This window comes from Paraburkholderia sp. Cy-641 (assembly GCF_011752945.1).
Classification (GTDB): Bacteria; Pseudomonadota; Gammaproteobacteria; order Burkholderiales; family Burkholderiaceae; genus Paraburkholderia.
Genome location: NZ_VWWM01000006.1, coordinates 121847 through 144594, shown reverse-complemented (window position 1 = coordinate 144594; position 22748 = coordinate 121847). Strand labels below are relative to the sequence as shown.

Genomic DNA, 22748 nt, shown 5'->3' with positions numbered 1-22748 from the left:
TTAGTCCATGAAGCGGCCGCCCGAGAGATTGAGCGTCTCTCCGGTGACATAACCCGCGTCTTTGGAAGCGAGAAACAGAACAGCGTGCGCGGCCTCTTCGGAGCGCCCCGGGCGGCCGACCGGAATGCCCTTGACCACTTCGACGCCATCCGGCATGGAGGCGACCTGCACGTCGAACAGCGCGGTCGCCAGCGTGTTGACCGTTACCCCGGTCGGGGCAAGCTCGGCAGCCAGCGTGCGCGAGAAGGTGACGAGGCCGCCTTTGGCCGCCGCGAACGGCGCAACGTGCTTATGCACACCGGTCTTTCCGGACATCGAGATGAAGGACATGATCCGGCCGAATCCGCGTGGCACCATGCGCCTCGCGCCTTCCTGCATGCACAGAATCGGCCCGATCAGTTCCTGCTCGACGACCGCCCGATATTCATCCGGCGTGAAATCCAGCGCATTGCCCGAGGCAATCGGCGGAGCGACGTTGACCAGAATCTCGACCGGACCGTGCTCTTTCTCGCATCGATCGAAGAATTGACGGATCGATGCCACATCGCTCGTGTCGACATCGAATTGCACGGTGCCGGACAAGGGCGTTTTCTCTCCGCCCCGACTCGGCGTTCCTACCGCGACCCGCGCACCCTGTTCGACAAACGCGCGGACGACGGCCGGCCCGGTGCCCGCATGGGCGCCGATGATTGCAACGGAGGTTCGTTCGAATTCCATAACATTCCTTTCTTGATCCATACGGTGAGCCGTAGTCGAAGCCATTCGCGATTACCCGTCAATCAGAATGGATTCGCCTTCGACCTTGATCGGGAAAACTCGCAATGGCTTCTGTACCGGGCCCGAAACCGCCTCACCCGTGGAGATCCGGAAAACGCCGCCATGCAGAGGACATTCGACGCAATCGCCATCGATATACCCGTCTGACAGATGCGCATGAGCATGCGTACAGACGTCATGCGTTGCGAAGAACGTGCCGCCCACGTTGTAGATGGCAATGGGCTCCCCGGAGACACACACCTGGAGTGCCTCGCCTTCCTCTACATCTGATTTCTTTGCGACTTCTTGCCAGCTCATCGGGTTTTCCTCTCATCAGGCCGCAACGGCCGCCGTCGAAGCGGCCAGTAGTTCTTTCAGGGACAGGCCGGTATCGCCGAGCTTCTCCGCGGGTAACGGCCATCCGGTTTGCAGAAGCTTCTTGACCAATGGACGCTCCCTGCCTGTCGAAATAAGCTCCGCGCCAATCAGGTCGCGTCCGCGAAAATGAAAAATCGTGCCTTTCTCACCGTCGTCGCTCATCCGCCTGACCGAGCTTTCCGAATCGCAAACGCAACCGAGAATCTGCAGATTGAGTCCGTACTGGTCACTCCAGAACCACGGTGGCGGTTCCTCTTCGCCTTCGGCGGCATCCGTGCCGACAAAGCTGGCCACAATCGAGAGTCCTGCAATCCGGGCCTGGTTCTCCGCACTCTCCCAGGATTCCAGGCGCATGTCCTTTCCGAACCAAGGATGAACGCGCGTGGCGACATCCCCCGCTGCCCATACGATCCCGGATGAGCTCCGGCAGTTTTTATCCACGCTGATTCCGTTCGTACACCTGATCCCGGCCGCGTCCGCCAGCTCTGAATTGGGCAACGCCCCGACACCGGCGACGATGACATCCGCCACGACCGAAGTGCCGTCGCTCAGCATCAACTCGGTTTCGGTCGCGCCCTGTCGTCCCGAAACGATCGTTACGCCGAACCTGAACTTCACGCCGTTATCCGCGTGCAGGCGTTGCAAGTGCGTCGATACGTGCGGACTGACGGCTCGCTCGATGAGCCGTGGCCGCGCTTCGATGACCGTCACCGCGCAACCCCGGCGAATCGCACCCGCGGCAATCTCCAGCCCGATGAATCCGCCGCCGATCAGCACAACCCTGTTGCGGCCATCGAGCAACGGCTTCAGGCGCTTCGCGTCTTCAATATTCCTAAGCGACAGAATGCGCTCGGGCGCCACACCCGGAATGGAAACAGTCCGGGCACGCGAGCCTGTCGCGATCAGAATGCGATCGGACTTGATCCGCAACCCGTTCCCGAGGTCGACAGCACCGGACCCGGGATCGATCGCCTCGACACGCTTGCCAAGCTCGATATCCACTTCATGGTCGCCGTAGAAACTGTCGTCCAGTACGTAAGGCGCTTTGAAGCCGGTCTCGCCAAAGAGCGCTTCTTTCGACAGCGGCGGGCGTTCGTAAGGTAAATGGGTCTCCTCGCCGATTAACGTAATGCCACCGTCGAACCCCGCATGGCGCATCGTCGAGATACATCGGGCAGCAGCCTGTCCAGCTCCAATTACAGTTACACGCACGTCCCGCCGCATGGTTTTGCCCTCTTACGCCACTTCCGCCGTCTTCAGGCTTTCCGGATTCGGATGAACCAGCAGCCCGACCAGGTCCTTGACGTTCGGATGGGTATCGAAGCTCCAGATTGCATGCAGCACGTTCTGCGAATGTGCGTGACCGAAGATCGGGTCCACGTTCTCGTAGAACTTCGCTTCCATGTCTTCGCGGGTCAGCGGCTGCAGCGGGTGGCCCGGATGCGGCCGGGCGTCGCCCTTATGCACCTTGCCGCTCGCATCCGTCACTTCGACGCGCGTGATGAAGCCGCCTGCCGAGCCCAAGCAAAGCGCGGGATCGACCTCGACTTTGACCTTCTCGTTGAGGAACGTCTGCCGCGCCGGATCGATAACGCGTTCGACGTCGAAGCTTTCCAGCTTGATCTGGCCTTCGAGCAGCGCGGCAGTCACGATATACGGCAGCGAATGGTCGGCCGTCTCGCGCGAGAACGGATGCCACGGGTCCGAACGGCGGCGGACCAGATGGTCATAGACCATTTCGTCGGTGTACACGGTCACGCTTTGCGCCGAAGCCATGTCCTCGATCTTGCCCGCGAGGCTGATGGCCGACTGAATGGCGCTCTGGCCGCGCGAACCCACCGGCCAGCGCTTGTAGCGCACTTCGGTGACACGCTTGAGCGGCTTCGACGGATCGAGCCGATCGAACAGGCGTTGAATCACATCGTCCGGCGTCCTGATCTTCGCCAGCAAACCGCTGCGGCCCTCGAACGGGCGCACCACGCCCTCGACACCGACTTCCGCGAGCAGAACCGAATAGACCGCATGGCGGATCGCGTCGCTGCCGTTGAAACGCTTCCACATGGTCAGATCGCCGCGAGCATTCAGTTCGTGCGATTCCGATTCGTCGCTCACGTAGTTCGATACGACCGCAATCGCGATGGCCTCGCGCGCAGCCGCTTCCGAAAGACCGACGAGGCGGGAGAACGCGCAGACCGCGGCAATCGTCACCAGCATCGGATAGTCCCAGCCGTTCGAATCGATGTCGAACGTATCGAACAGGCTGATACAGACGTCGTACCCGACCGCCAGCGCCGTCAGAACCTGCTTGCCGGTATGGCCGCGCGATTCGGCGAGCGCCAGCAGACCGGGAATGATGTCGCTCGGATGCCCGGCAGCCTTGCCGAAATAGAAGTCGTTGTAGTCGTATCCGCGCAGCGGAACGCCGTTGACCAGCGTCGCGGCTTCGACGTTGGTGCGCTGACCGCTGCCCCAGATGGTGACGCCTTGCGGAACATCGAACAGCGCCGCGTACTTGCGGGCGCGCTGCGCCGGGGGATGAGGCAGGGCGCCGAGCGAGACTGCCAGCGCGTCGACGAGCGCCGACTTCGCCGCCTGGGTCGACTCCGCATCGAGGTCGCCCGACACCTGGGTCGCAAATTTAGCGAAAGCGGTAAGCAGTCGATCTTCCTTCATGGTATTGCCAGCCATAAGTTGCTCCATGTGAGTTAGTGCACTACCTTTATTAAGGTAGCATGCTAACAACTATGGCGATAAAAGCAAGTGCTCGAAATTGATTTTTTGCGGTGTGGGGCATGCGAAGTGCCGTGCGGTTCCTCGGCAACAGATACCTGAAAAATGCGGGGATTCAGGGCTGCGGGACCGCCAGCAAGGGCTGATGCGAGGTTGAAGCGGAGGGAGAGGAGGTCACGGCGCCCGCGCCTGCCTGGCGTAAACACCTATCTGTCGACTGGCGGGATGTAAGGGGAATGGCGGGTTCGGGTGGAAAGGATGGCGGTTTGGCGCGCCGCCGAACGTTGGTCAAGAATCGGGGTTGACGGAAAAAGCGGCGGGGATTTCAATCACTGCTTTTACGCTGACTTTCCCGCTCGCGTAAGCGTTGGCTATCCCACACACCAAGCTCTATTGCATGCTGAAGCATCGCAATGGTCAGAGTTTGCTTCTCATACAGGCGATCGCCCAGGATTTTCTTGCGGATCCACCTGTCAAGAAAAGGAATCGGGAACCCCGATGCCTCAATTTCAAAGTACCGGTGAAAATCATAGTCGCCGCGCGCGACGTGGAATTGCTCAAAAAAATCTTCCATTAATTGATTGGCATCGTCACCCGTTATGCCGAAATCATCTTCTATGACGCTTGAAGAGAAGATTTTTTTACCATCGGGGATGCCAACTTCTTTGTGAAAGAATTGCTCCAGCTCAACCGAAGCTTCCCGCTGTCGCGTCATTTATCCGATCCTCTTCGTTGACAATCTGGTTGTAGCGCATCACGGAAAGAATGACTATTTTCACCACATCGTAGACTGCGAGTGTTGCACCGAGCCATGGAATCCAGCGCCCAATGAACGCTCCCAAATTTCTTGTCATCGAGAATTGGAATCGCCGAACCGATCTCGATGTAAGCGTAGGCAGGATAGCCTTTTCAAAATTGACATCAACAAGGACCCGGAGAACAAGCGATGCAATTGATGTTCCGGCCGTTGCTCCCCCAGGTTTCGAGCGGGTTGGAATCCACGGACGGCCAAGCAGAATCATCGTTACGGCCGTCACACCGCTATAGTCCTTTAATTCAAAATATTTGCAGGTTTCCTCGACCGTTATGCAGAGGAAAAGCGTTTGAGCATCTACGGATTTTCCACCATAGCTATAAGCGAGAGGTTTTTCCGTTAGAGCATCATTTATAAGGCGTTCGTAATCGTTCATTGTCGCTTCTAGTCCTTAACCCGGCATCAACTAACGCTGTTCCGTTTCACATCAATCAGCGCGGTCACAGCGCCTTGACTCACACCGATCGGGCTCTGCACTGCGTATTCCTTCTTCATTTGCACAAAAGACAGTGCCACATGTTCCAATGCCAATCCGGCTCCTGCTGCTAGCTCGACGCGCGTCACGATCACGTCAAACATCGTGATTTTCAAATATTCAAGAGGAATGTCACCTGCTTTACGCATGGTAAGCACGACGTTGGGAACATGCCTCCCCTGAAAACAGTAGCTCGCAAGATTCGGGCTTGCCGTGTCGATCATGTGAGTGAAGCTCAACGCGGAAGCACTGACCTTTGCCACGCTGCCAGAACAGGAGCGCGTTCTGGACTGCTGACTCGCGCTCCAGTTCCAGCCAAGCACTTCGATTTCGTCGCGATGTGTTAGATCCTGTGATTCGCCGTCAATGCCGTTGATCTTGATAAAAATATCGTGCGCCATTCGGAAACTCCAAAGCGATGAGGACGGTTCATGCTGTGCAGAGACTGCGTGCACACTCGGCTAGCCATGTCTCCCCAGTCATTCCAGAGCATTGCGAACAGTATTGATATCGGAGAACTCCGAAAAAACGATCACCCGTGGAAAAATTTCCAAGGAAATGGCATGAGACGTTGCCAAGAGTGATGGAAGCGTTGCAATCTCAACGAAGCAGCGTTTACTTTGTTTTTTTGTTTTTGCTTCAAGGAATAAGCGACGCGCTGCCGCTCAAAGGCACAATCGTGACGATCGACGAGACGGAATACCAGTCGGATGCAAATCGCGCATCGACGGCACGATTATCGAGGCTCAGGCCAATTACGCCCCGGCGATGAAGGAAAGCCTATCGGCGCTCTCGAAGCTGATGTGGAATGCTTTCTACGCCTATACGGCGCCGGCCCGCGCTCCATGCAGGCAAATCAAACGAACACTGCAAGGCTGTGCTGAATTATCCCAAAAGCCCGCCACACACGCGGGCACTCCCCTCGCCCCATCAATCCAAAACGCGATCCAAGCCCAGATCACGCCGCCGTAAAACGAATCACCCCATCCGCATCCTGCGTGCGCTTCAACTCCCCCGCACGCCACAGCAGATGCAAATGCGCGAGCGCCTCACCCATCGCGAACGTCATCTGATGAATATCGAGTTGGCGCTTGAACATCAGCGGCACGATGTCGGCGGCGCTGCGCGGTTTCTCCGCGCACGCTTCGCGCACCTCGGCGAGCCGCGCGTCGTGATGCTCGCGCAACTGGCGAATGCGCGTGCGCACGCCGCGAAACGGCTTGCCATGCGAAGGCAGCACGAGCGTCGCTTCCGGCATCGTCTCGTAGCGGCCGAGCGATTCCAGATACAGCTCCAGCGGCGAACCCTCTGGCTCGATATCGAACACCGACACGTTCGTCGAAATGCGCGGCAGCACCATGTCGCCGGAAATCAGCGTGCCGGTCTCTTCGCAATGCAGCGCGCAATGCTCGGGCGAGTGACCGAAGCCCGTCACGACACGCCACGTTCTGCCGCCGATCCTCACGTCCTCGGCTTCGCGCAGACGCCGGTATTGCCCCGGAATCGCCGGCACGAGGCTCGAGTAATAACTCTTGCGATTGCGCAGTTTGTCGAGCGATTCGTCGTCGTTCAGGCCATGCCGCGCGAAGTGCCGCGCCGCCGCCTCGCCGCCCGCGTTCGAACCGTCGCCGGTTGCCATCACGCGCGCCTGCATGTATTCGCCGAGCGTCATCCACAGTCGCGCGTCCCAGCGCTGTTTCTCGCCGCCGCCGCACACCCAGTGCGCGAGGCCGATATGGTCCGGGTGACAATGCGTGACGATCACGCGCAACACCGGCAGGCCGTCGAGCACCGACTCGAACACACGCTCCCAATTCGCCTTGATCGTGTCCGACGTGATGCCGCAATCGACCACGGTCCAGCCCTGTTGCCCGTCGATTTCATCGCGCAGCAGCCACAGGTTGATATGGTCGAGCGCGAACGGCAGCGGCATACGTAGCCACAGCACGCCCGGCGCGACTTCCATCGTGCTGCCCGCGTCGGGCAGCGTGTCGTTGAATGGGTATTGGAGTTGGTGTTCGAGTGCATTCATGGGGACTGTCTTCCTCCGGCGGCCGTCCGGCATGGCGAGGTGTGCGATGCCGCCCGGCGTGGTTGTGGTTGCGTTCCGTTCAGCTTGACGATAACGTAAACGTCGATTCTATCGTCCAATCCGGTTTTGTGCCCGGCCATCCGGCCACGAGATGTCCCGATGAACACGCAATACACGATCACCGAACTCGCACGGGAATTCGACGTCACGCCACGCGCGATCCGTTTCTACGAAGATCAGGGTTTACTCTCGCCGAGCCGCGAAGGATCGAGCGGCTTGCGGCGCGTCTATTCGGGCCGCGACAGAACGCGGCTCAAACTGACGCTGCGCGGCAAACGGCTTGGCTTTACGCTGTCGGAAATTCGCGATCTGCTCGACGTCTACGAATCGCCGACCGACACCGTGCCGCAACTGCAAGCGTTTCTCGCCACGGTGGCGCGTCATCGCGAAGTACTCGAACGTCAGCGCGAAGATCTCGACGCGACGCTCGAAGACCTCGTGCAATATGAAACACAAGCGCGCGAGTTGCTGGAGCACGGCCAGCGCAGCGCGAAACCTGCCTGAGATGACCTGAGTTTTTCCGACCTTGACTCGCGTTCGCGGAGCCCGCGTCTCATGAATCACTTCCCCAAGCTGTTGTCGTCGCAAATCGGTTTCGACGTCGCACAGACGATGCTCGAAGGGTTCGACCGCCACTACCGGGTCTTTCGCGACGCCGCGATTCACGCGAAAACGCTTTTCGAAGCGGGCGACTGGCACGGTCTGCAAAAGCTCGCGCGCGATCGCATCACGTCCTATGACGATCGCGTGCAGGAATGCGTGGAACTGCTCGAAGACGAATACGACGCGGAGAACATCGACAGCGAAGTGTGGCAGCAGATCAAGCTGCATTACATCGGCCTGCTCACCACGCACCGGCAGCCCGAATGCGCGGAAACGTTCTTCAATTCGGTGTGCTGCAAGATTCTGCACCGCTCGTATTTCAACAACGATTTCATTTTCGTGCGCCCGGCGATCTCGACCGAGTACATCGAGAACGACGAGCCCGCTGCAAAGCCGACCTATCGCGCGTACTACCCCGGCAAGGATGGCCTCGCGGCGACGCTCGAACGGATCGTCACGAACTTCCAGCTCGATCCGCCGTTCGAGGACCTGCAGCGCGACGTTGGCTGCGTGATGCAGTCGATCCACGACGCGTTCGGCGTGTTCGACGAAGCGCCGAACTTCCAGATTCACGTGCTCTCGTCGCTGTTCTATCGCAACAAGTCGGCGCATATCGTCGGGCGCATCATCAACGGCGACGCGCTGCTGCCGTTCGCGCTGCCGCTGCGTCATGTGAAGCCGGGCGTGCTCGCACTCGACACGGTGCTGCTCAGGCGCGAGCAGTTGCTCATCATCTTCAGCTTCTCGCATTCGTATTTTCTCGTCGACATGGAAGTGCCGTCGGCCTACGTCGAGTTTCTCGGCACGATCATGCCGGGCAAGCCGAAAGCGGAAATCTACACGTCGCTCGGCCTGCAGAAGCAGGGCAAGAACCTGTTCTATCGCGATCTGCTGCATCACCTCTCGCATTCGAGCGATCACTTCATCATCGCGCCCGGCATCAAGGGACTCGTGATGCTCGTGTTCACGCTGCCGTCGTTTCCGTACGTCTTCAAGCTCATCAAGGACAACTTCCCGCCGCCGAAGGACACCACGCGCGCGCAGATCCAGGAGAAGTATCAGCTCGTCAAGCGCCACGATCGCCTCGGCCGCATGGCCGACACGCTCGAATATTCGAGCGTCGCGCTGCCGCTTTCGCGGCTCGACGAAACGCTCCTGCGCGAACTCGAAAAGGAAGTGCCCTCGCTGATCGAATACGAGGGCGCGAACCTCGTGATCCGCCATATGTACATCGAGCGGCGCATGGTGCCGCTGAACCTGTTCCTGCAGAACGGCAACGACGACGACGTCGAACACGGCATCAAGGAATACGGCGACGCGGTGAAGGAACTGATTCAGGCGAACATCTTCCCCGGCGACATGCTGTACAAGAACTTCGGCGTCACGCGTCATGGCCGCGTCGTGTTCTACGACTACGACGAGATCGAATACCTGACCGACTGCAACGTGCGCGTGGTGCCGCCGCCGCGCAACGAGGAAGACGAAATGTCGGGCGAGCCGTGGTACGCGATCGGTCCGCACGATATTTTCCCGGAGACGTACGGCACGTTTCTGCTCGGCGATCCGCGCGTGCGCCGCTCGTTCATGCAGCATCACGCGGACTTCTTCGATCCGGCGTTGTGGCAAAGGCACAAGGATCATCTGCTGAAGGGCGAGCTGCCCGACTTTTTCCCGTATGACCAGAGCGTGCGCTTTTGCGTACGCTATCCGGAGCGCTTCAGTAAGGTATCCGATACGCAGGCCGACGAACCCGACGTGCGCGTGGCCTGATAAATCTCACGAGGATTCGCATCAGGCCACGCGCGACGCTAGCCATCCAGGCTATGACCAAGGAGCAGAACCATGAGTGAGACGAACCCCAGCGGCGCCCACGCCGATCCGATCGTGATCGTCAGCGCGGCGCGCACGCCGATGGCGGGCTTTCAGGGCGACTTCGCGGCACTCGCCGCGCCGCAACTCGGCGCGGTCGCGATCGAAGCCGCCGTGCAGCGCGCAGGCCTGAAACCCGGGCAGATCGACGAAGTGGTGATGGGCTGCGTGCTGCCCGCCGGCCTCGGCCAGGCGCCCGCGCGCCAGGCCGCGCTCGGCGCGGGCTTGCCGCTCGCCACCGGCTGCACGACCGTCAACAAGATGTGCGGCTCGGGCATGCGCGCGGCGATGTTCGCGCACGACATGCTCGCGGCCGGCTCGCTCGACGTGATCGTCGCGGGCGGCATGGAGAGCATGACGAATGCGCCGTACCTGCTGCCGAAGGCGCGCGGCGGCATGCGCATGGGCCACGGCCAGGTGCTCGACCATATGTTCTACGACGGCCTCGAAGACGCCTACGAAAAAGGCCGTCTGATGGGCACGTTCGCCGAGGAATGCGCGGCATCGTTCGCTTTCACGCGCGAGGCGCAGGACGCGTTCGCGGTCGAATCGCTGAACCGCGCAAAGCGCGCGAACGAGGACGGCTCGTTCGACTGGGAAATCGCACCGGTCAAGGTGGCGAGCCGCAAGGGCGAGGTCACGATCACGCACGACGAGCAGCCGTTCAAGGCCAACCTCGAAAAGATCCCGACGCTCAAGCCCGCGTTCAGCAAGACAGGCACCGTGACGGCGGCGAATTCGTCGTCGATCTCGGACGGCGCCGCCGCGCTCGTGATGATGCGCGAATCGACGGCGAAGCGGCTCGGCGTCGCGCCGCTCGCGCGCGTGGTTGGTCATTCGACCTTCGCGCAGGAGCCCGCGAAGTTCACCACCGCGCCGGTCGGCGCCATCCATAAGCTGTTCGGAAAGAACGGCTGGCGTGCCGGCGAGGTCGATCTGTACGAGATCAACGAAGCGTTCGCGGTCGTCACGATGGCCGCGATGAAGGAGCACGGCTTGCCGCACGACAAGGTCAACGTGCATGGCGGCGCATGTGCGCTCGGCCATCCGATCGGCGCCTCGGGGGCGCGCATTCTCGTCACGCTGATCGGCGCGCTCCGCAAGCGCGGCGACAGGCGCGGCGTCGCGACGCTGTGCATCGGCGGCGGCGAGGCGACGGCGATGGGTATCGAACTCGTCTGACGCGCCGGCTTCGACACCTGATTCACGGCGCCGAAGCCGCGCCGGCAATGAATGAGAAACAAGCGAGGAATGCGATGAAAACAGTGTTGATCGTCGGTGCGTCACGCGGCATCGGCCAGGAATTCGTACGGCAGTACAGGAAGAGCGGCTGGCGCGTGCTCGCCACCGCGCGCGACGGCGCCGCGCTCGACGCGCTCAATGAACTCGGCGCCGAAACCTTCGCACTCGACGTGACCGCGCCCGAGGACATCGCCGCGTTCGGCTGGAAGCTCGACGGCGAACGGCTCGATGCGGCGATTCTCGTGTCGGGCGTGTACGGCCCGCGCACCGAAGGCATCGAAACGATCACGGCCGAAGACTTCGATCACGTCATGCACACGAACGTGCGCGGCCCGATGCAACTGATGCCGATCGTGCTGCCGCTCGTCGAAGATGCGAACGGCGTGTTCGCGGTGATTTCGAGCCATATGGGCAGCATCGCCGATGCAACCGGCACGACCGGCTGGCTCTATCGCGCGAGCAAGGCCGCGCTGAACGACGTGCTGAAGCTCGCCTCGCTCGAAACGCGCCGCGCGACCTGCGTGTCGCTGCATCCGGGCTGGGTGCGCACCGACATGGGCGGCGCACAGGCGGCGCTCGATCCGGCGCACAGCGTCGCCGGCATGCGCGACGTGCTCGCCCAAGCCGCGGCCGCGCGCGACGCGTTCCACGGCCGCTTCTTTCAATACGACGGCACACAGCTCGACTGGTAAGGAACTAGACCATGGTGCTCGATCAGGATCACCTGATGGTGCGCGACGCGCTGCGCACCTTCGTGCGCGAAGCAATCACGCCCTATGCGGCCGCCTGGGACCGCGAACGCACGTTTCCGCGCGACGTGCATCGCCAGCTCGCCGAACTCGGCGCGTATGGCGTGCTCGTGCCCGAAGCCTATGGCGGCGCGGGCATGGACGCCCTTGCGCTCGCCTTGATTCTCGAAGAAATCGCGGCCGGCGACGGCGGCACCTCGACTGCCATCTCGGTCAACAACTGCCCCGTGTGCAGCATCCTCCTGAGCTATGGCAACGACGCGCAGAAACGCGCCTGGCTCACGCCGCTCGCGCGCGGCGACATGCTCGGCGCGTTCTGCCTGACCGAGCCGCAGGCGGGCTCCGACGCCTCGGCGCTACGCACCACCGCCACACGCGATGGCGACAGCTACGTGCTGAACGGCGTCAAGCAGTTCATCACGAGCGGCAGGAACGGCCAGGTGGCGATCGTCATGGCCGTCACCGATAAAGCCGCGGGCAAGCGCGGCATCAGCGCGTTCATCGTGCCGACCGATACGCCCGGCTACGGGGTCGCGCGCATCGAAGAAAAGCTCGGCCAGCATTCGTCGGATACCGCGCAGATCGTCTTCGAGAATTGCCGCGTGCCGGCCGCGAACCGGATCGGCGCCGAAGGCGAAGGCTACCGGATCGCGCTGTCGGGACTCGAAGGCGGGCGCATCGGCATCGCCGCGCAAAGCGTCGGCATGGCGCGCGCCGCGTTCGAGGCGGCATTGGGCTATGCGAAGGAGCGCGAGAGCTTCGGCGCGCCGCTTTTTTCGCATCAGGCGGTACAGTTCCGTCTCGCCGAGATGGCGACGCAACTCGAAGCCGCGCGTCAGCTGATCTGGCATGCGGCCTCGCTGAAGGACGCCGGCCAACCCTGCCTGACCGAAGCCGCGATGGCCAAGCTGTTCGCCTCGGAAGCCGCCGAGCGCATCTGTTCGGCGGCCTTGCAGATTCACGGCGGCTACGGTTATCTGAGCGACTTCCCGGTCGAGCGGATTTACCGCGATGTGCGTGTATGTCAAATCTACGAAGGCACGAGCGACATCCAGAAGATCCTGATCGCTCGCGCGCTGAACTGAAATATCGATGAACAAGCCATTGCTGTCGCAGCAACGACCCGCCGACTGCCCATGCGGCGGCGCCACCCCCGAGCCACGCAGCGGCGCCGCCACGCGAGCGCCGCGCTTCGCGCAATGTTGTGGACGCTACATCGACGGCGGCGAAACGGCGCCGCGCGCGCTCGAACTGATGCGCTCGCGCTACAGCGCCTACGTGCTCGGCGCGAACGACTATCTGCGCGCGACGTGGGATGCGCGCACCTGCCCCGCCGATCTCGACGCGGCCCCCAACGCGCCCGGCGCGCCGCGCTGGCTTGGACTGCAGATCAAGTCGTTCGCCGAGAGCGACGCGCATCACGCAACCGTCGAGTTCATCGCGCGCTACAAGGTGGGCGGACGCGCGCATCGGCTGCATGAACTGAGCCGCTTCGTGCGCGGCGACGACGGCCGCTGGCGCTACGTCGACGGCGACGTCAGCGAGTAAGCCTCATCGCATCAGCATTGCCGTCAGCGCGCGCCGAACCTTTCTCTTCCCCTTCACCGGCTGACGCCAGGGTCGGCACACCACCGCACCGACAGCCCTCGATCAGGGCTTTTTTTCGTGTTGGCCTCGCACCACAGCACGCAACCGACCATCGTTCGCCACTTGCCGCCATCCCGCGCCCAGGCCCGCCCGCCGTGGCTTTGCGGGCCCCGGCGCGGGTCCGGCAATTTCTGCGGCGCGGGTTCTCCTTGATTGCACAAAACAAAATTGTCGTGCCAGGATGAGTCCGTTGTTTCATGACGTCACCTTGCGAGAGCGGGTCACACCCGCTCCGCGACATGCGCAGGAAACCGTGCCGGCCGCCACGTCAACGCGAGCCGCGGCGGTTCGCAGTGCATGAAGTGACGCTCATCATCGGCGCGTGGGGTCGCGTCGGCCGTTGGGTTCATCCCGTGCGATCTCGATTGGCGTGCGTGCGCTTGGCGCACAACGTACGCGAGTGAGTCTGTTTGTCGAAAACGCTGACGAAAGCAGGCTGTCAGCAAGCGTTGTCGAGGAACGGACCGCACGGAGTTCAGGACAGGTCTTTCAGGCAGGTGCGTCAATGGTGTTGAGCAAGGTTCTGAAAAAGTGTGCGGCGGTCTGCGCCGCGACCACTTGCGCTGTCGCGATCGCACATGCCGATCCGCTCTCCTACGCGTCGACCTCCTCCAAGCTGAACGCCACGCCGCTCACCGACAACCAGGGCGGACCGCTCACGCGCGCCCGCGTGCCGCGCATCGCGCTCGACGACGACGCCTATCTGCCGACCGCGCACCTGAACGAGCAGATCATCCGCGTGCCGGTCAACGCGGATGGCTCGATCACGCTCGAAACGACGATCTACAAACCGGACGGCCCCGGCCCGTTCCCGATGATCGTGTTCAACCACGGCAAGATTCCGGGCGATCCGCACCTGCAGGAACGCAGCGACCCGCTGCCGTTCGCACGCGAATTCGTCCGCCGCGGTTACGTGGTGGTCGCGCCGAACCGCCAGGGCTTCGGCCATTCGGACGGCGTGTACGAGCAGGACGGCTGCGACGTCGAACTCAACGGTCTCGGCCAGGCGAGCGACGTGGCCGCCACGATCGACTACATGGCAAAGCAATCGTATGTCGACGCGGCGCATATCGCGGTAGCCGGCACCTCGCACGGCGGTCTCGCGACGATCGCCTACGGCACCGAAGCCGCGCCGGGCGTGCGCGCGCTGATCAATTTCTCGGGCGGCCTGCGCCAGGACGCCTGCACCGACTGGCAGGGCAATCTGACACGCGCGTTCGGCGCGTATGGCGAAAAGAGCAAAGTACCGTCGCTGTGGCTGTACGGCGACAACGACTCGGTCTGGAACGCGCCGCTCGTCGCCGGCATGTATGCCGCCTATGGCGCGCACGGTGCGAGCGCGAAGATGGTCGATTTCGGCAACTACAAGAACGACGCGCATCGGCTGGTCGGCGATCGCGACGGCGTGCACGTGTGGTGGCCGGCCGTCGAGTCGTTCCTCGCGCGCGCCGGCATGCCGACGGCCGTGCAGTATCGCGTGGCCGATCCGTCCGCGCCGAAGGCCACCGGCTTTGCCGCGCTCGACGCGGTCGATGCGGTGCCGTATCTCGACGCGGCGGGCCGCGACGGCTATCGCAACTTCCTGCATCAGTATCCGAGCCGCGCGTTTGCGGTGTCGGATTCGGGCGCGTGGTCGTGGGCCGAGGGCGGCGACAATCCGATGTCGGTGGCGATCAACAATTGCCAGAAGCAGAGCGCCGATCCCTGCCGCCTGTATGCGGTCGACAACGCCGTCGTGTGGAACAACCAGGCTTCGCAGACGGCGGATGCGAACGGTTCTGCGCCGACGGCCGATGCCGATGGCCGGCACGCCATTGCGAGCCGCGAGTGAAGCGCGCGTAGCGCCGGCCTTTCTAGCTGTTTCGCATAAATCGAGACGAGGAATTTCACCCTCTATCTGCTGCGCATAAGTTAGGACAAGGAACTTCGCTGTTTGCGCGCTCGCTTCGCACGGGTCACTGGAGCGTCATCGGGCAAATCGATAGTGGGCCGCATGCCGCTATTGCTTCCGACCGCCCATGAACAATCCGATCCAGCCCACCTCCCGCAGGGATGCCGCAGTCTCGCAACTGCAAGGCGCCACCCCGCAGAACGCCTCCGCCGCGTCCACCTCCCGACCGGCCGCACCGCCCACGCCTGAGCGCAGCGGCGGCTTGCTCGAAGGACTGAAGCCGCGCCTGCACGTGACGCACAAGGCCGCCGACGTCACCCTCGGATCGCTCTTCAGGTTCAGCACAAAGGGCAAACCGGTCCTGCCGTCGCATACCGTCGATGCCAGCAAGGCGGTGAAGATGCCGCCGGTCGTCGCCGGCGATGAGAGCCAGGCCGCCGAGTTTGCCTTTCCCGATCGGCGCTCGGCAGCGCCCAAACCCGTGAGCTCCATGCAGAAAGCGCTGGAGAGTTTCCATGCACGTCGAGGCGGGAACCCGGGCGTCATGAACACAGCCCCCGCGCATCTCGGGGCCAGCGAGGATCTCGAAACCGGCCGGATGCCCGTGCGCTTTTTCCCCCGTGCGAAGCCAGACCAACTCGAAGGGCTGACGGACCAGATCGATGAGGCGCTGTTGAAATTGCCCAACTCGCAATTTCACGAGGTGCGGACGATGCAGCGCGCGTTGGTGTTGAGCGCGCTGGAAACGGCTTCGGGTGGAGACCTTGAGATCGCGCAACAGGTGTTCGGCCGCATGCAGGCGGGACTGAGTTTCGACACTGGCGCAGCGGTCCAGCCGCGCCAGCCCGCAACGGCACCATCAGCGGCACCGGCACCCGCGCCCACCACCACCCTTGACGCCTCGATGCTGGCGGTCTTCGACGATTTCGCCCGTAGCGCGCCGCGCGCCGACATCGCCGACATTCACCTCGCGTCGCGCGACAACGACGGCGCGCCTTCGACATCCGCGACTCAGACACACGACCTCGATACACGCAACCTCGAAGCACGCGCCTGGCGCGCCGCCCAGGAACTGTCCATGACGGCGGGCGGTTTCGAGAGCCTGCGCGAAATCGCGGGACAGCATTGGCCCAGCGATGGCGAAGCACGCTTCGCGCCGCGCGCCTGGCTTCAGGCCGCCGAGCTGCTCGCGCGGACGAACGGACACACGCCGCTCGACGCCGATCCGCCTAGCATCGAGCGAAGCGCGCAGCGCATTCTGAATAGCCCGGCACCCGCGCGCAACGACACCACGGCCCACACCCAACGGCATCTTGCCTCGATCGCTCTCGCGGCCACGAAGCTGATGCGCGTGAACGATCTGGAGCAGATGAGCACGCGCGAAGCGGGCGCGCTGCTTGCCGCCCGTCAGGGCTTTTTTGCCGACGGCGCCGGCACACCGCTCGCCGCGAGCAAGAACCGCCTCGAACGCTTCCTTAATCAAACGGTGCCGCGGGCGACGTCGACTCGCCCCGAACAGGACGGCCAACACGGCGACGGCGCGATGCCGGTGGCCCGGCAGCGCGGCCTCAATCGCCAATGGTACAAATCGATTGGACGGCCGTTCGGCTTCAACAAAAGCCCGCTCGTGGCGATGCAGGGCGGCATCGAAGGCACGGGCCTCGGCTCGTGGGACAAAGACGAACAGGCACTCGACAAGGCCACTGGCAAGATGATCGACGAACTGAACCGGGCGCTGTCGACGGGTGAAAACGCGGCGTCCGGCGCCCCGGCGAGCGAGCCGGGTGTCAAGGGCGACGGTACGGTCTCCGACCTCGTGAGCCGCACGCTGCTTCAGGTGCTCGCCGGTCGCCCCGAAGGCAGCGATGCAAGAAAGTTCGAAGCCCCTCTCGACGACAGCGTGATCGACGAAATCGCCGAACGTCTGCGCACGCATCTCGATACGCCCGGCGGCGCGCCGGCCTCGGGGTTTCGCGCCGGCCGCAAAGCGAAAGCGCTCGCGGCGTTCCGCGCGCGGCTCGCCACGCCGGAGAACGGCGGCAACGCCGACGACGCGCGCAAGGCGATCCGCAAGCAGTTGCCCGGCGGAGCAGGCATCATCGACGCGAAGCTGCTTCGCAAGTGGCACAAGTCCTACGCCAAAGGCACCGGCACCGCGAATAGCGATGCGCTGGACCATGCGCTCGACGTCATCGACCGGGTTGCGCTCGGCAAGGCAATCAAGCCCGCCGGCGATACGAACGAGGATTACCGTGCCGTGGGCGCGCGCATCATCGCCAACCTCGAAGGCGGCGGCAAGGCCATCGTGACCGAAGGCGGCATAGTCGGTCTGAGCACGCGAGGCGTGAGCGCAGCAGCGGCCTCGCTCCCGCTGGTCGCGCCGCGCCTGAACCTGCAAAGCTCGCGCGGGCGTCAGGCCGTACTCGAATACAGCCGCTCGACGCCCGCGTACAAGATCAGCTTCGGCACGCAGAAGCGCGCGCGAGCGAGCGCGGGTGCCGGCCTGCAGGTCGGCCACGATTTCGGCATGGCGCGCCTCGCGGGCAACCTCGAAGCCGCGCACGAGTGGGACGACACCGAGCAATGCACGGTCGATCTGAGCATGGCCCGCCGTCTTCGCAGCGATAAAGATGCCTATGACGACGACCGCAGCAAGGAACAGCTCACCCAGATCAACAACTATCTGTTCGACAACGCCGGACGCGGCCGCAGCGGCGACGAACTGTGGGGCCATCTCGGCAAGCAGTTTCTGAACAACGACGATTTCTCCGTCGCCTGGAACAATCAGAAAGGCGCGGTGCGCCACCACGGCGAATCGTTGACGTTCCGGCCCGGGCTCAAGATCGGCACGGGCACGGTGTCGGCGCGCACCAACGGGATCGTCGGCGTTTCGCACGACCGCGTCTACAAGGCCACGCTCGACGTGCAGGACGAGGCCGGTCACACGCAGATCGAATCGCACCGCTTCGGGCGCGGCAATCGCGTGACGTTCCAGGCGGGTGCGAACTTCAGCGTCAGCGACAAGGTCGAGAAGACCGGCGCCAGCGGCGCCGACCCCACCGACATCGCGAGCGTCTCGGTGTTCGCGCCGAACGCGGTGTCGCTCGAAATACCGATCTACGACGGTTTTCACCAGGCGAAGGCCACGCTCGTGCGCGAGGGCGGCAGGCTCCAGGCGCGCACCTCGCTCGCCGACACCGAGTTTTCGAGTCTCAACGACTACAAGAAAGCCTTGCGCGAAGACCCGGCGTGGCAGCTCACGTTCGGCGTCGCGCCGGGCGAGCCGATGCCCGAGGGCGGCAACCTGACGGCGACGATGGAGCGAGGGCGGCGGCGCATCGAGAAGTATCTGTCCGATCTCTCGGCCAACGAGGTGCAGAATCTTCGCTTTGTCGCGCGGCGGCGTCTGCGCAGTCACGCGGCGATCGGCGCCGATGCGCTCGACGACCAGATCGCGATGCTGAAGACGCGCAATCGCGAGGACGAGCGCGGCAAGATCGACGTCCTGACGCAACGGCGCGATGCGCTTCTTCGCAGCGACAACGCCTGGCTGCCGACCGAGCTGATGGCCGTGCAGGCCAACGATCGTCAGGTGGCCGTGGGCCTGCGCATGGGCTTGCAGATGACGGCGACGAAGGGCTCGCGCGGCGAACGGGAAGTCGAATCGCTCAAACTCACGCCCAAGGACACCGACAGGCTCGACGGCGTGTGGCCGAGGCAGGCCTAAGCGTCGCCGCCTGCGTGCCCGATGCGGCCGGTTCCGGCACGGCCGTCCTGTCGGCGATTCATGTGAGCGCATCATGTGGCGCAGCCGAGCAGCCGGCCCGAAAAAAACCTGCTCGCCGCCGATTTCCGCTCATTCCCGCCAATTCCCGCCGGTCATAGCCCATTACTTTGACGTCGTCATCTGCGGCGATCGGCGGGCTTCGATCCCAAAGTGATTCCAGTTGCGCCGAACGGCGCCAAACCCCGGCGCCACAAGGAAAACCGCGCCTCAAGTCGCTGATGCGCGCGATTAAAGAAACCGCTAATCTCGACCCCGTGCGCGCGCCGAGGCCCGCGTGCCGTGGTGCGAACAGTCCCATCGGCACGTCGAAAAAGCCCTGAAAAAGGGCTCAAAACAAAGGCGCCCAAACACCCTCGCGCGCTAGCGGCAAAAAAGCATCCTGGAGTACCTTTTTGGACAATTCAGCAGTACCTTCCGTCGCCCCGCCAGGGACGTCCTCGAACGCCCCTGACGACTGGGTCGCCCGCAGCCTGCGCGCGGTATGGCATCCGTGCACGCAGATGAAGCACCACGAACGTCTGCCGCTCGTGCCCGTCGCGCGGGGTCAGGGCGCGTGGCTCTACGACCGCGCCGGCCATCGCTATCTCGACGCGATCAGTTCGTGGTGGGTCAATCTGTTCGGTCACGCGAACCCGCGCATCAACGCGGCGCTGAAAGACCAGCTCGATACGCTCGAACACGCGATGCTCGCCGGCTGCACGCACGAGCCCGCCGTCGAACTCGCCGAACGTCTCGGCGCGCTGACCGGCAACACGCTCGGCCACGCGTTCTTCGCCTCGGATGGCGCGTCGGCGGTCGAGATCGCGCTGAAGATGAGCTTCCACAGCTGGCGCAACCGGGGCTTTGCCGACAAGCAGGAATTCGTCTGCATCGCCAACAGTTACCACGGCGAGACGATCGGCGCGCTCGGCGTGACCGACGTCGCGCTGTTCAAGGACGCCTACGATCCGCTGATCCGTCACGCGCATGTCGTCGCCTCGCCCGATGCGCGGCTCGCTCAGTCGGGAGAGACCGCCGCCGACGTCGCGCGCCGCGCGCTCGACAACGTGCGCACGCTATTCGACGCGCGCGCGAACCGCATCGCCGCGCTGATCGTCGAGCCGCTCGTGCAATGCGCGGCCGGCATGGCGATGCACGACGCGTCGTATATCGCGGGCTTGCGCGCGCTGTGCGACGCATACGGCGTGCATCTGATCGCCGACGAAATCGCGGTCGGCTGCGGACGCACCGGCACCTTCTTCGCCTGCGAACAGGCGCGCGTGTGGCCGGACTTCCTGTGTCTGTCGAAAGGCATCAGCGGCGGTTATCTGCCGCTGTCGATCGTGCTGTCGCGCGACGAGATCTTCGCGGCCTTCTACCACGACGACACCGCGCGCGGCTTCCTGCACTCGCACTCGTACACCGGCAATCCGCTCGCGTGCCGCGCGGCGCTCGCGACGCTCGACCTGTTCGCGAGCGACGACGTGCTCGCCGCGAACGCACGCAAGTCGGCCACGCTGAAAGCCGCGCTCGCGCCGCTCGCCGGGCATGCGCAGGTGCGCAATCTGCGCCAGTGCGGCACGCTCTTCGCATTCGATGCGGTGATCGACGATGCTCAGCAGGCCCGAACGTTTTCGCGCCGCTTCTTCGACAACGCGTTGCAGCGCGAGTTATTGCTGCGCCCGATCGGCACCACCGTGTACCTGATGCCGCCGTACATCCTCGACGACGAAGAACTCGCGCTGCTTGCCGCCCGCACGCGCGAGACCTTCGACGCCACGCTCGCAGAGATCCGCTGATGCATCTGCTCGACACGCTCGCCGCAGGGCTCGCAGACATCGACGCGCGCGGATTGCGCCGTCGCCGCCGCACCGCCGATACGCCCTGCGCCGCGCACATGACGGTCGACGGCCGCGAGATCATCGGCTTCGCGAGCAACGACTACCTCGGCCTCGCCGCGCATCCGCAACTGATCGAGGCCATCGCCGAAGGCGCGCGCCGGTACGGCGCGGGCAGCGGCGGCTCGCATCTGCTCGGCGGCCACTCGCGCGCGCATGCGCAACTCGAAGACGATCTCGCGGAATTCGCGGGCGGCTTCGTCGACGACCCGCGCGCGCTGTATTTCAGCACCGGTTATATGGCGAACCTCGCGACGGTGACCGCGCTCGCGGGCCGCGGCACGACGCTGTTCTCCGATGCGCTCAATCACGCCTCGCTGATCGACGGCGCGCGGCTGTCGCGCGCCGATGTGCAGGTCTATCCGCACGGCGACATGGACGCCTTAAGCGCACTGCTCGAAGCCTCGGCGTCGGACGTCAAGGTGATCGTCTCCGACACCGTGTTCAGCATGGACGGCGACATCGCCCCGCTGCCGCGTCTGCTCGAACTCGCGGAACGGCACGGCGCCTGGCTCATCGTCGACGATGCGCACGGCTTCGGCGTGCTCGGCCCGCAAGGCCGTGGCGCGGTTGCGCAGGCCGCGCTGCGCTCGCCGCATCTGATTTCGATCGGCACGCTCGGCAAGGCGGCCGGCGTCTCGGGCGCGTTCGTCGTCGCGCATGCGACTGTGATCGAATGGCTCGTGCAGCGCGCGCGTCCGTATATCTTCACGACCGCGTCGGTGCCGGCGGCCGCGCATGCGGTGTCGGCGAGCCTGCGCATCATCGGCGGCGAGGAAGGCGAGGCGAGGCGCGCGCATCTTCGGCAGCTGATCGAGCGCACGCGCGCGATGCTGAAGGCGACGCCATGGCTGCCCGTCGACTCGCGCACCGCCGTGCAGCCGCTCATCATCGGCGCGAACGATGCGACGCTCGACCTCGCCGCCGCGCTCGATCGCGCCGGTTTGTGGGTGCCCGCGATCCGGCCGCCGACCGTGCCCACCGGCACGTCGCGTCTGCGTATTTCGCTCTCGGCCGCGCATTCGCATGCGGACCTCGACCGGCTCGCAGCGGGCCTGCAACAACTCGAAGGGCGCGGCGCATGAGTCATAAGAATTCCACCGGCGAGGCGCTGTCGCTGTTCGTCACCGGCACCGATACGGAAATCGGCAAGACGTTCGTGTCGTCGGCGCTGTTGCGCGGCTTCGTGCGCGAGGGTCTGCAAGCGGCCGCGATGAAGCCGATCGCCGCGGGCGCGTTCGACGTGGACGGCGTGCTGCACAACGAAGACGCGGATCAACTCGATGCCGCGTCGAGCGTGCTGCTGCCGCCCGCGCTGCGCACGCCGTATCTGCTGAAGGAACCGGCTGCGCCGCATATCGCGGCCGCGCTCGAAAACGTGACGTTCGATCTCGACCATATCGTCGCCTGCCATCGGGAAGCGCTGACGCGCGCGGACATCGTCGTGGTCGAAGGCGTCGGCGGCTTTCGCGTGCCGCTGACCGCGACGCAGGACACCGCCGATCTCGCGGTCGCGCTGAAGCTGCCGGTCGTGCTCGTGGTCGGCATGCGGCTCGGCTGCATCAGCCACGCGCTGCTGACCGCCGAAGCGATCGCCGCGCGCGGCCTCACGCTGGCGGGTTGGGTCGCGAACCGCATCGATCCGGACATGACGTTCCCCGACGAAAACATCGCGTCGATTCGCGCGCATCTTTCGCGCGCCTACGGCGCACCGCTGCTCGGCATCGTGCCGCATCTCGATCCGCTTTCGCCCGAGCTTGCGGCACGGCAACTCGACCTTCAACCGCTTCTGCACACGCTGCGCCGATTGCGCGCGGCCTAGCCGCTGCCTCGCAGCG

The 22748-nt window shown here is 63.9% G+C and carries 19 protein-coding genes; 11 read left to right on the top strand and 8 right to left on the bottom strand.

Annotated elements, in window-relative coordinates:
* The 8 genes from F3J20_RS05330 to F3J20_RS05295 all read right to left on the bottom strand — a co-directional run bounded on the left by F3J20_RS05330 (window position 1) and on the right by F3J20_RS05295 (window position 7185).
* Window positions 1-762, bottom strand: coding sequence for an SDR family oxidoreductase (locus F3J20_RS05330; RefSeq protein ID WP_205299216.1), 762 nt, complete (start codon window positions 760-762; stop codon window positions 1-3).
* A gap of 6 nt (window positions 763-768) precedes the next feature.
* Window positions 769-1074 (bottom strand): non-heme iron oxygenase ferredoxin subunit, encoded by a 306-nt coding sequence (locus tag F3J20_RS05325; RefSeq protein WP_167042370.1) that lies wholly within the window; start codon window positions 1072-1074, stop codon window positions 769-771.
* Between the two features lie 15 nt (window positions 1075-1089).
* On the bottom strand, window positions 1090-2358 hold the full coding sequence (locus F3J20_RS05320) for an FAD-dependent oxidoreductase (RefSeq protein ID WP_167282316.1): 1269 nt from the start codon (window positions 2356-2358) through the stop codon (window positions 1090-1092).
* A gap of 12 nt (window positions 2359-2370) precedes the next feature.
* Window positions 2371-3822: an MmgE/PrpD family protein gene (locus F3J20_RS05315; protein WP_167042366.1), complete on the bottom strand. Its 1452-nt coding sequence runs from the start codon at window positions 3820-3822 to the stop codon at window positions 2371-2373.
* Between the two features lie 367 nt (window positions 3823-4189).
* Window positions 4190-4579, bottom strand: a complete 390-nt coding sequence (locus F3J20_RS05310; protein ID WP_167042364.1) for a DUF1493 family protein — start codon at window positions 4577-4579, stop codon at window positions 4190-4192.
* A complete protein-coding gene (locus F3J20_RS05305; RefSeq protein ID WP_167042362.1) occupies window positions 4551-5054 on the bottom strand; it encodes an STM2901 family protein in 504 nt (167 codons plus the stop codon). Before F3J20_RS05305 ends, F3J20_RS05310 begins: the two co-directional genes overlap by 29 nt.
* A 26-nt stretch (window positions 5055-5080) precedes the next feature.
* Window positions 5081-5554, bottom strand: a complete 474-nt coding sequence (locus F3J20_RS05300; protein WP_167042360.1) for a type VI secretion system tube protein Hcp — start codon at window positions 5552-5554, stop codon at window positions 5081-5083.
* A gap of 557 nt (window positions 5555-6111) precedes the next feature.
* Window positions 6112-7185 carry an MBL fold metallo-hydrolase gene (locus tag F3J20_RS05295; protein ID WP_167042356.1) on the bottom strand — a complete coding sequence of 358 codons (1074 nt, stop codon included), beginning with the start codon at window positions 7183-7185 and terminating at the stop codon, window positions 6112-6114.
* A gap of 159 nt (window positions 7186-7344) precedes the next feature.
* Here F3J20_RS05295 and F3J20_RS05290 point away from each other — a divergent pair, with 159 nt between their 5' ends.
* From F3J20_RS05290 to bioD, 11 genes are all read left to right on the top strand, one after another.
* Window positions 7345-7749, top strand: coding sequence for a MerR family DNA-binding transcriptional regulator (locus F3J20_RS05290; protein WP_167042355.1), 405 nt, complete (start codon window positions 7345-7347; stop codon window positions 7747-7749).
* Window positions 7750-7800: 51 nt separating this feature from the next.
* On the top strand, window positions 7801-9618 hold the full coding sequence (aceK, locus tag F3J20_RS05285) for a bifunctional isocitrate dehydrogenase kinase/phosphatase (RefSeq protein WP_167042353.1): 1818 nt from the start codon (window positions 7801-7803) through the stop codon (window positions 9616-9618).
* A gap of 72 nt (window positions 9619-9690) precedes the next feature.
* Complete coding sequence (locus tag F3J20_RS05280) at window positions 9691-10899, top strand: acetyl-CoA C-acetyltransferase (protein ID WP_167042352.1); 1209 nt, start codon at window positions 9691-9693, stop codon at window positions 10897-10899.
* Between the two features lie 74 nt (window positions 10900-10973).
* Entirely contained in the window at window positions 10974-11651 is a 678-nt protein-coding gene (locus F3J20_RS05275; protein ID WP_167282314.1) for an SDR family oxidoreductase, read from the top strand.
* Window positions 11652-11662: 11 nt separating this feature from the next.
* Window positions 11663-12793: an acyl-CoA dehydrogenase family protein gene (locus tag F3J20_RS05270; protein ID WP_167042349.1), complete on the top strand. Its 1131-nt coding sequence runs from the start codon at window positions 11663-11665 to the stop codon at window positions 12791-12793.
* A 7-nt stretch (window positions 12794-12800) separates the two neighbouring features.
* The gene (locus F3J20_RS05265; protein ID WP_167042347.1) at window positions 12801-13256 is read left to right on the top strand and encodes a YchJ family protein; all 456 of its coding nucleotides are present in this window, start codon (window positions 12801-12803) and stop codon (window positions 13254-13256) included.
* 604 nt (window positions 13257-13860) lie between these two features.
* Window positions 13861-15186 carry a CocE/NonD family hydrolase gene (locus F3J20_RS05260; protein ID WP_167042345.1) on the top strand — a complete coding sequence of 442 codons (1326 nt, stop codon included), beginning with the start codon at window positions 13861-13863 and terminating at the stop codon, window positions 15184-15186.
* Window positions 15187-15373: 187 nt separating this feature from the next.
* A complete protein-coding gene (locus F3J20_RS05255) occupies window positions 15374-18973 on the top strand; it encodes a hypothetical protein (RefSeq protein WP_167282312.1) in 3600 nt (1199 codons plus the stop codon).
* A gap of 560 nt (window positions 18974-19533) precedes the next feature.
* On the top strand, window positions 19534-20811 hold the full coding sequence (gene bioA / locus F3J20_RS05250; protein ID WP_240162703.1) for an adenosylmethionine--8-amino-7-oxononanoate transaminase: 1278 nt from the start codon (window positions 19534-19536) through the stop codon (window positions 20809-20811).
* Window positions 20811-21995: an 8-amino-7-oxononanoate synthase gene (gene bioF / locus F3J20_RS05245; RefSeq protein WP_167282308.1), complete on the top strand. Its 1185-nt coding sequence runs from the start codon at window positions 20811-20813 to the stop codon at window positions 21993-21995. Before bioA ends, bioF begins: the two co-directional genes overlap by 1 nt.
* Window positions 21992-22732 (top strand): dethiobiotin synthase, encoded by a 741-nt coding sequence (gene bioD, locus F3J20_RS05240; protein WP_167282306.1) that lies wholly within the window; start codon window positions 21992-21994, stop codon window positions 22730-22732. The genes bioF and bioD overlap by 4 nt, the downstream gene beginning before the upstream one ends.
* Window positions 22733-22748: the final 16 nt, after the last annotated feature.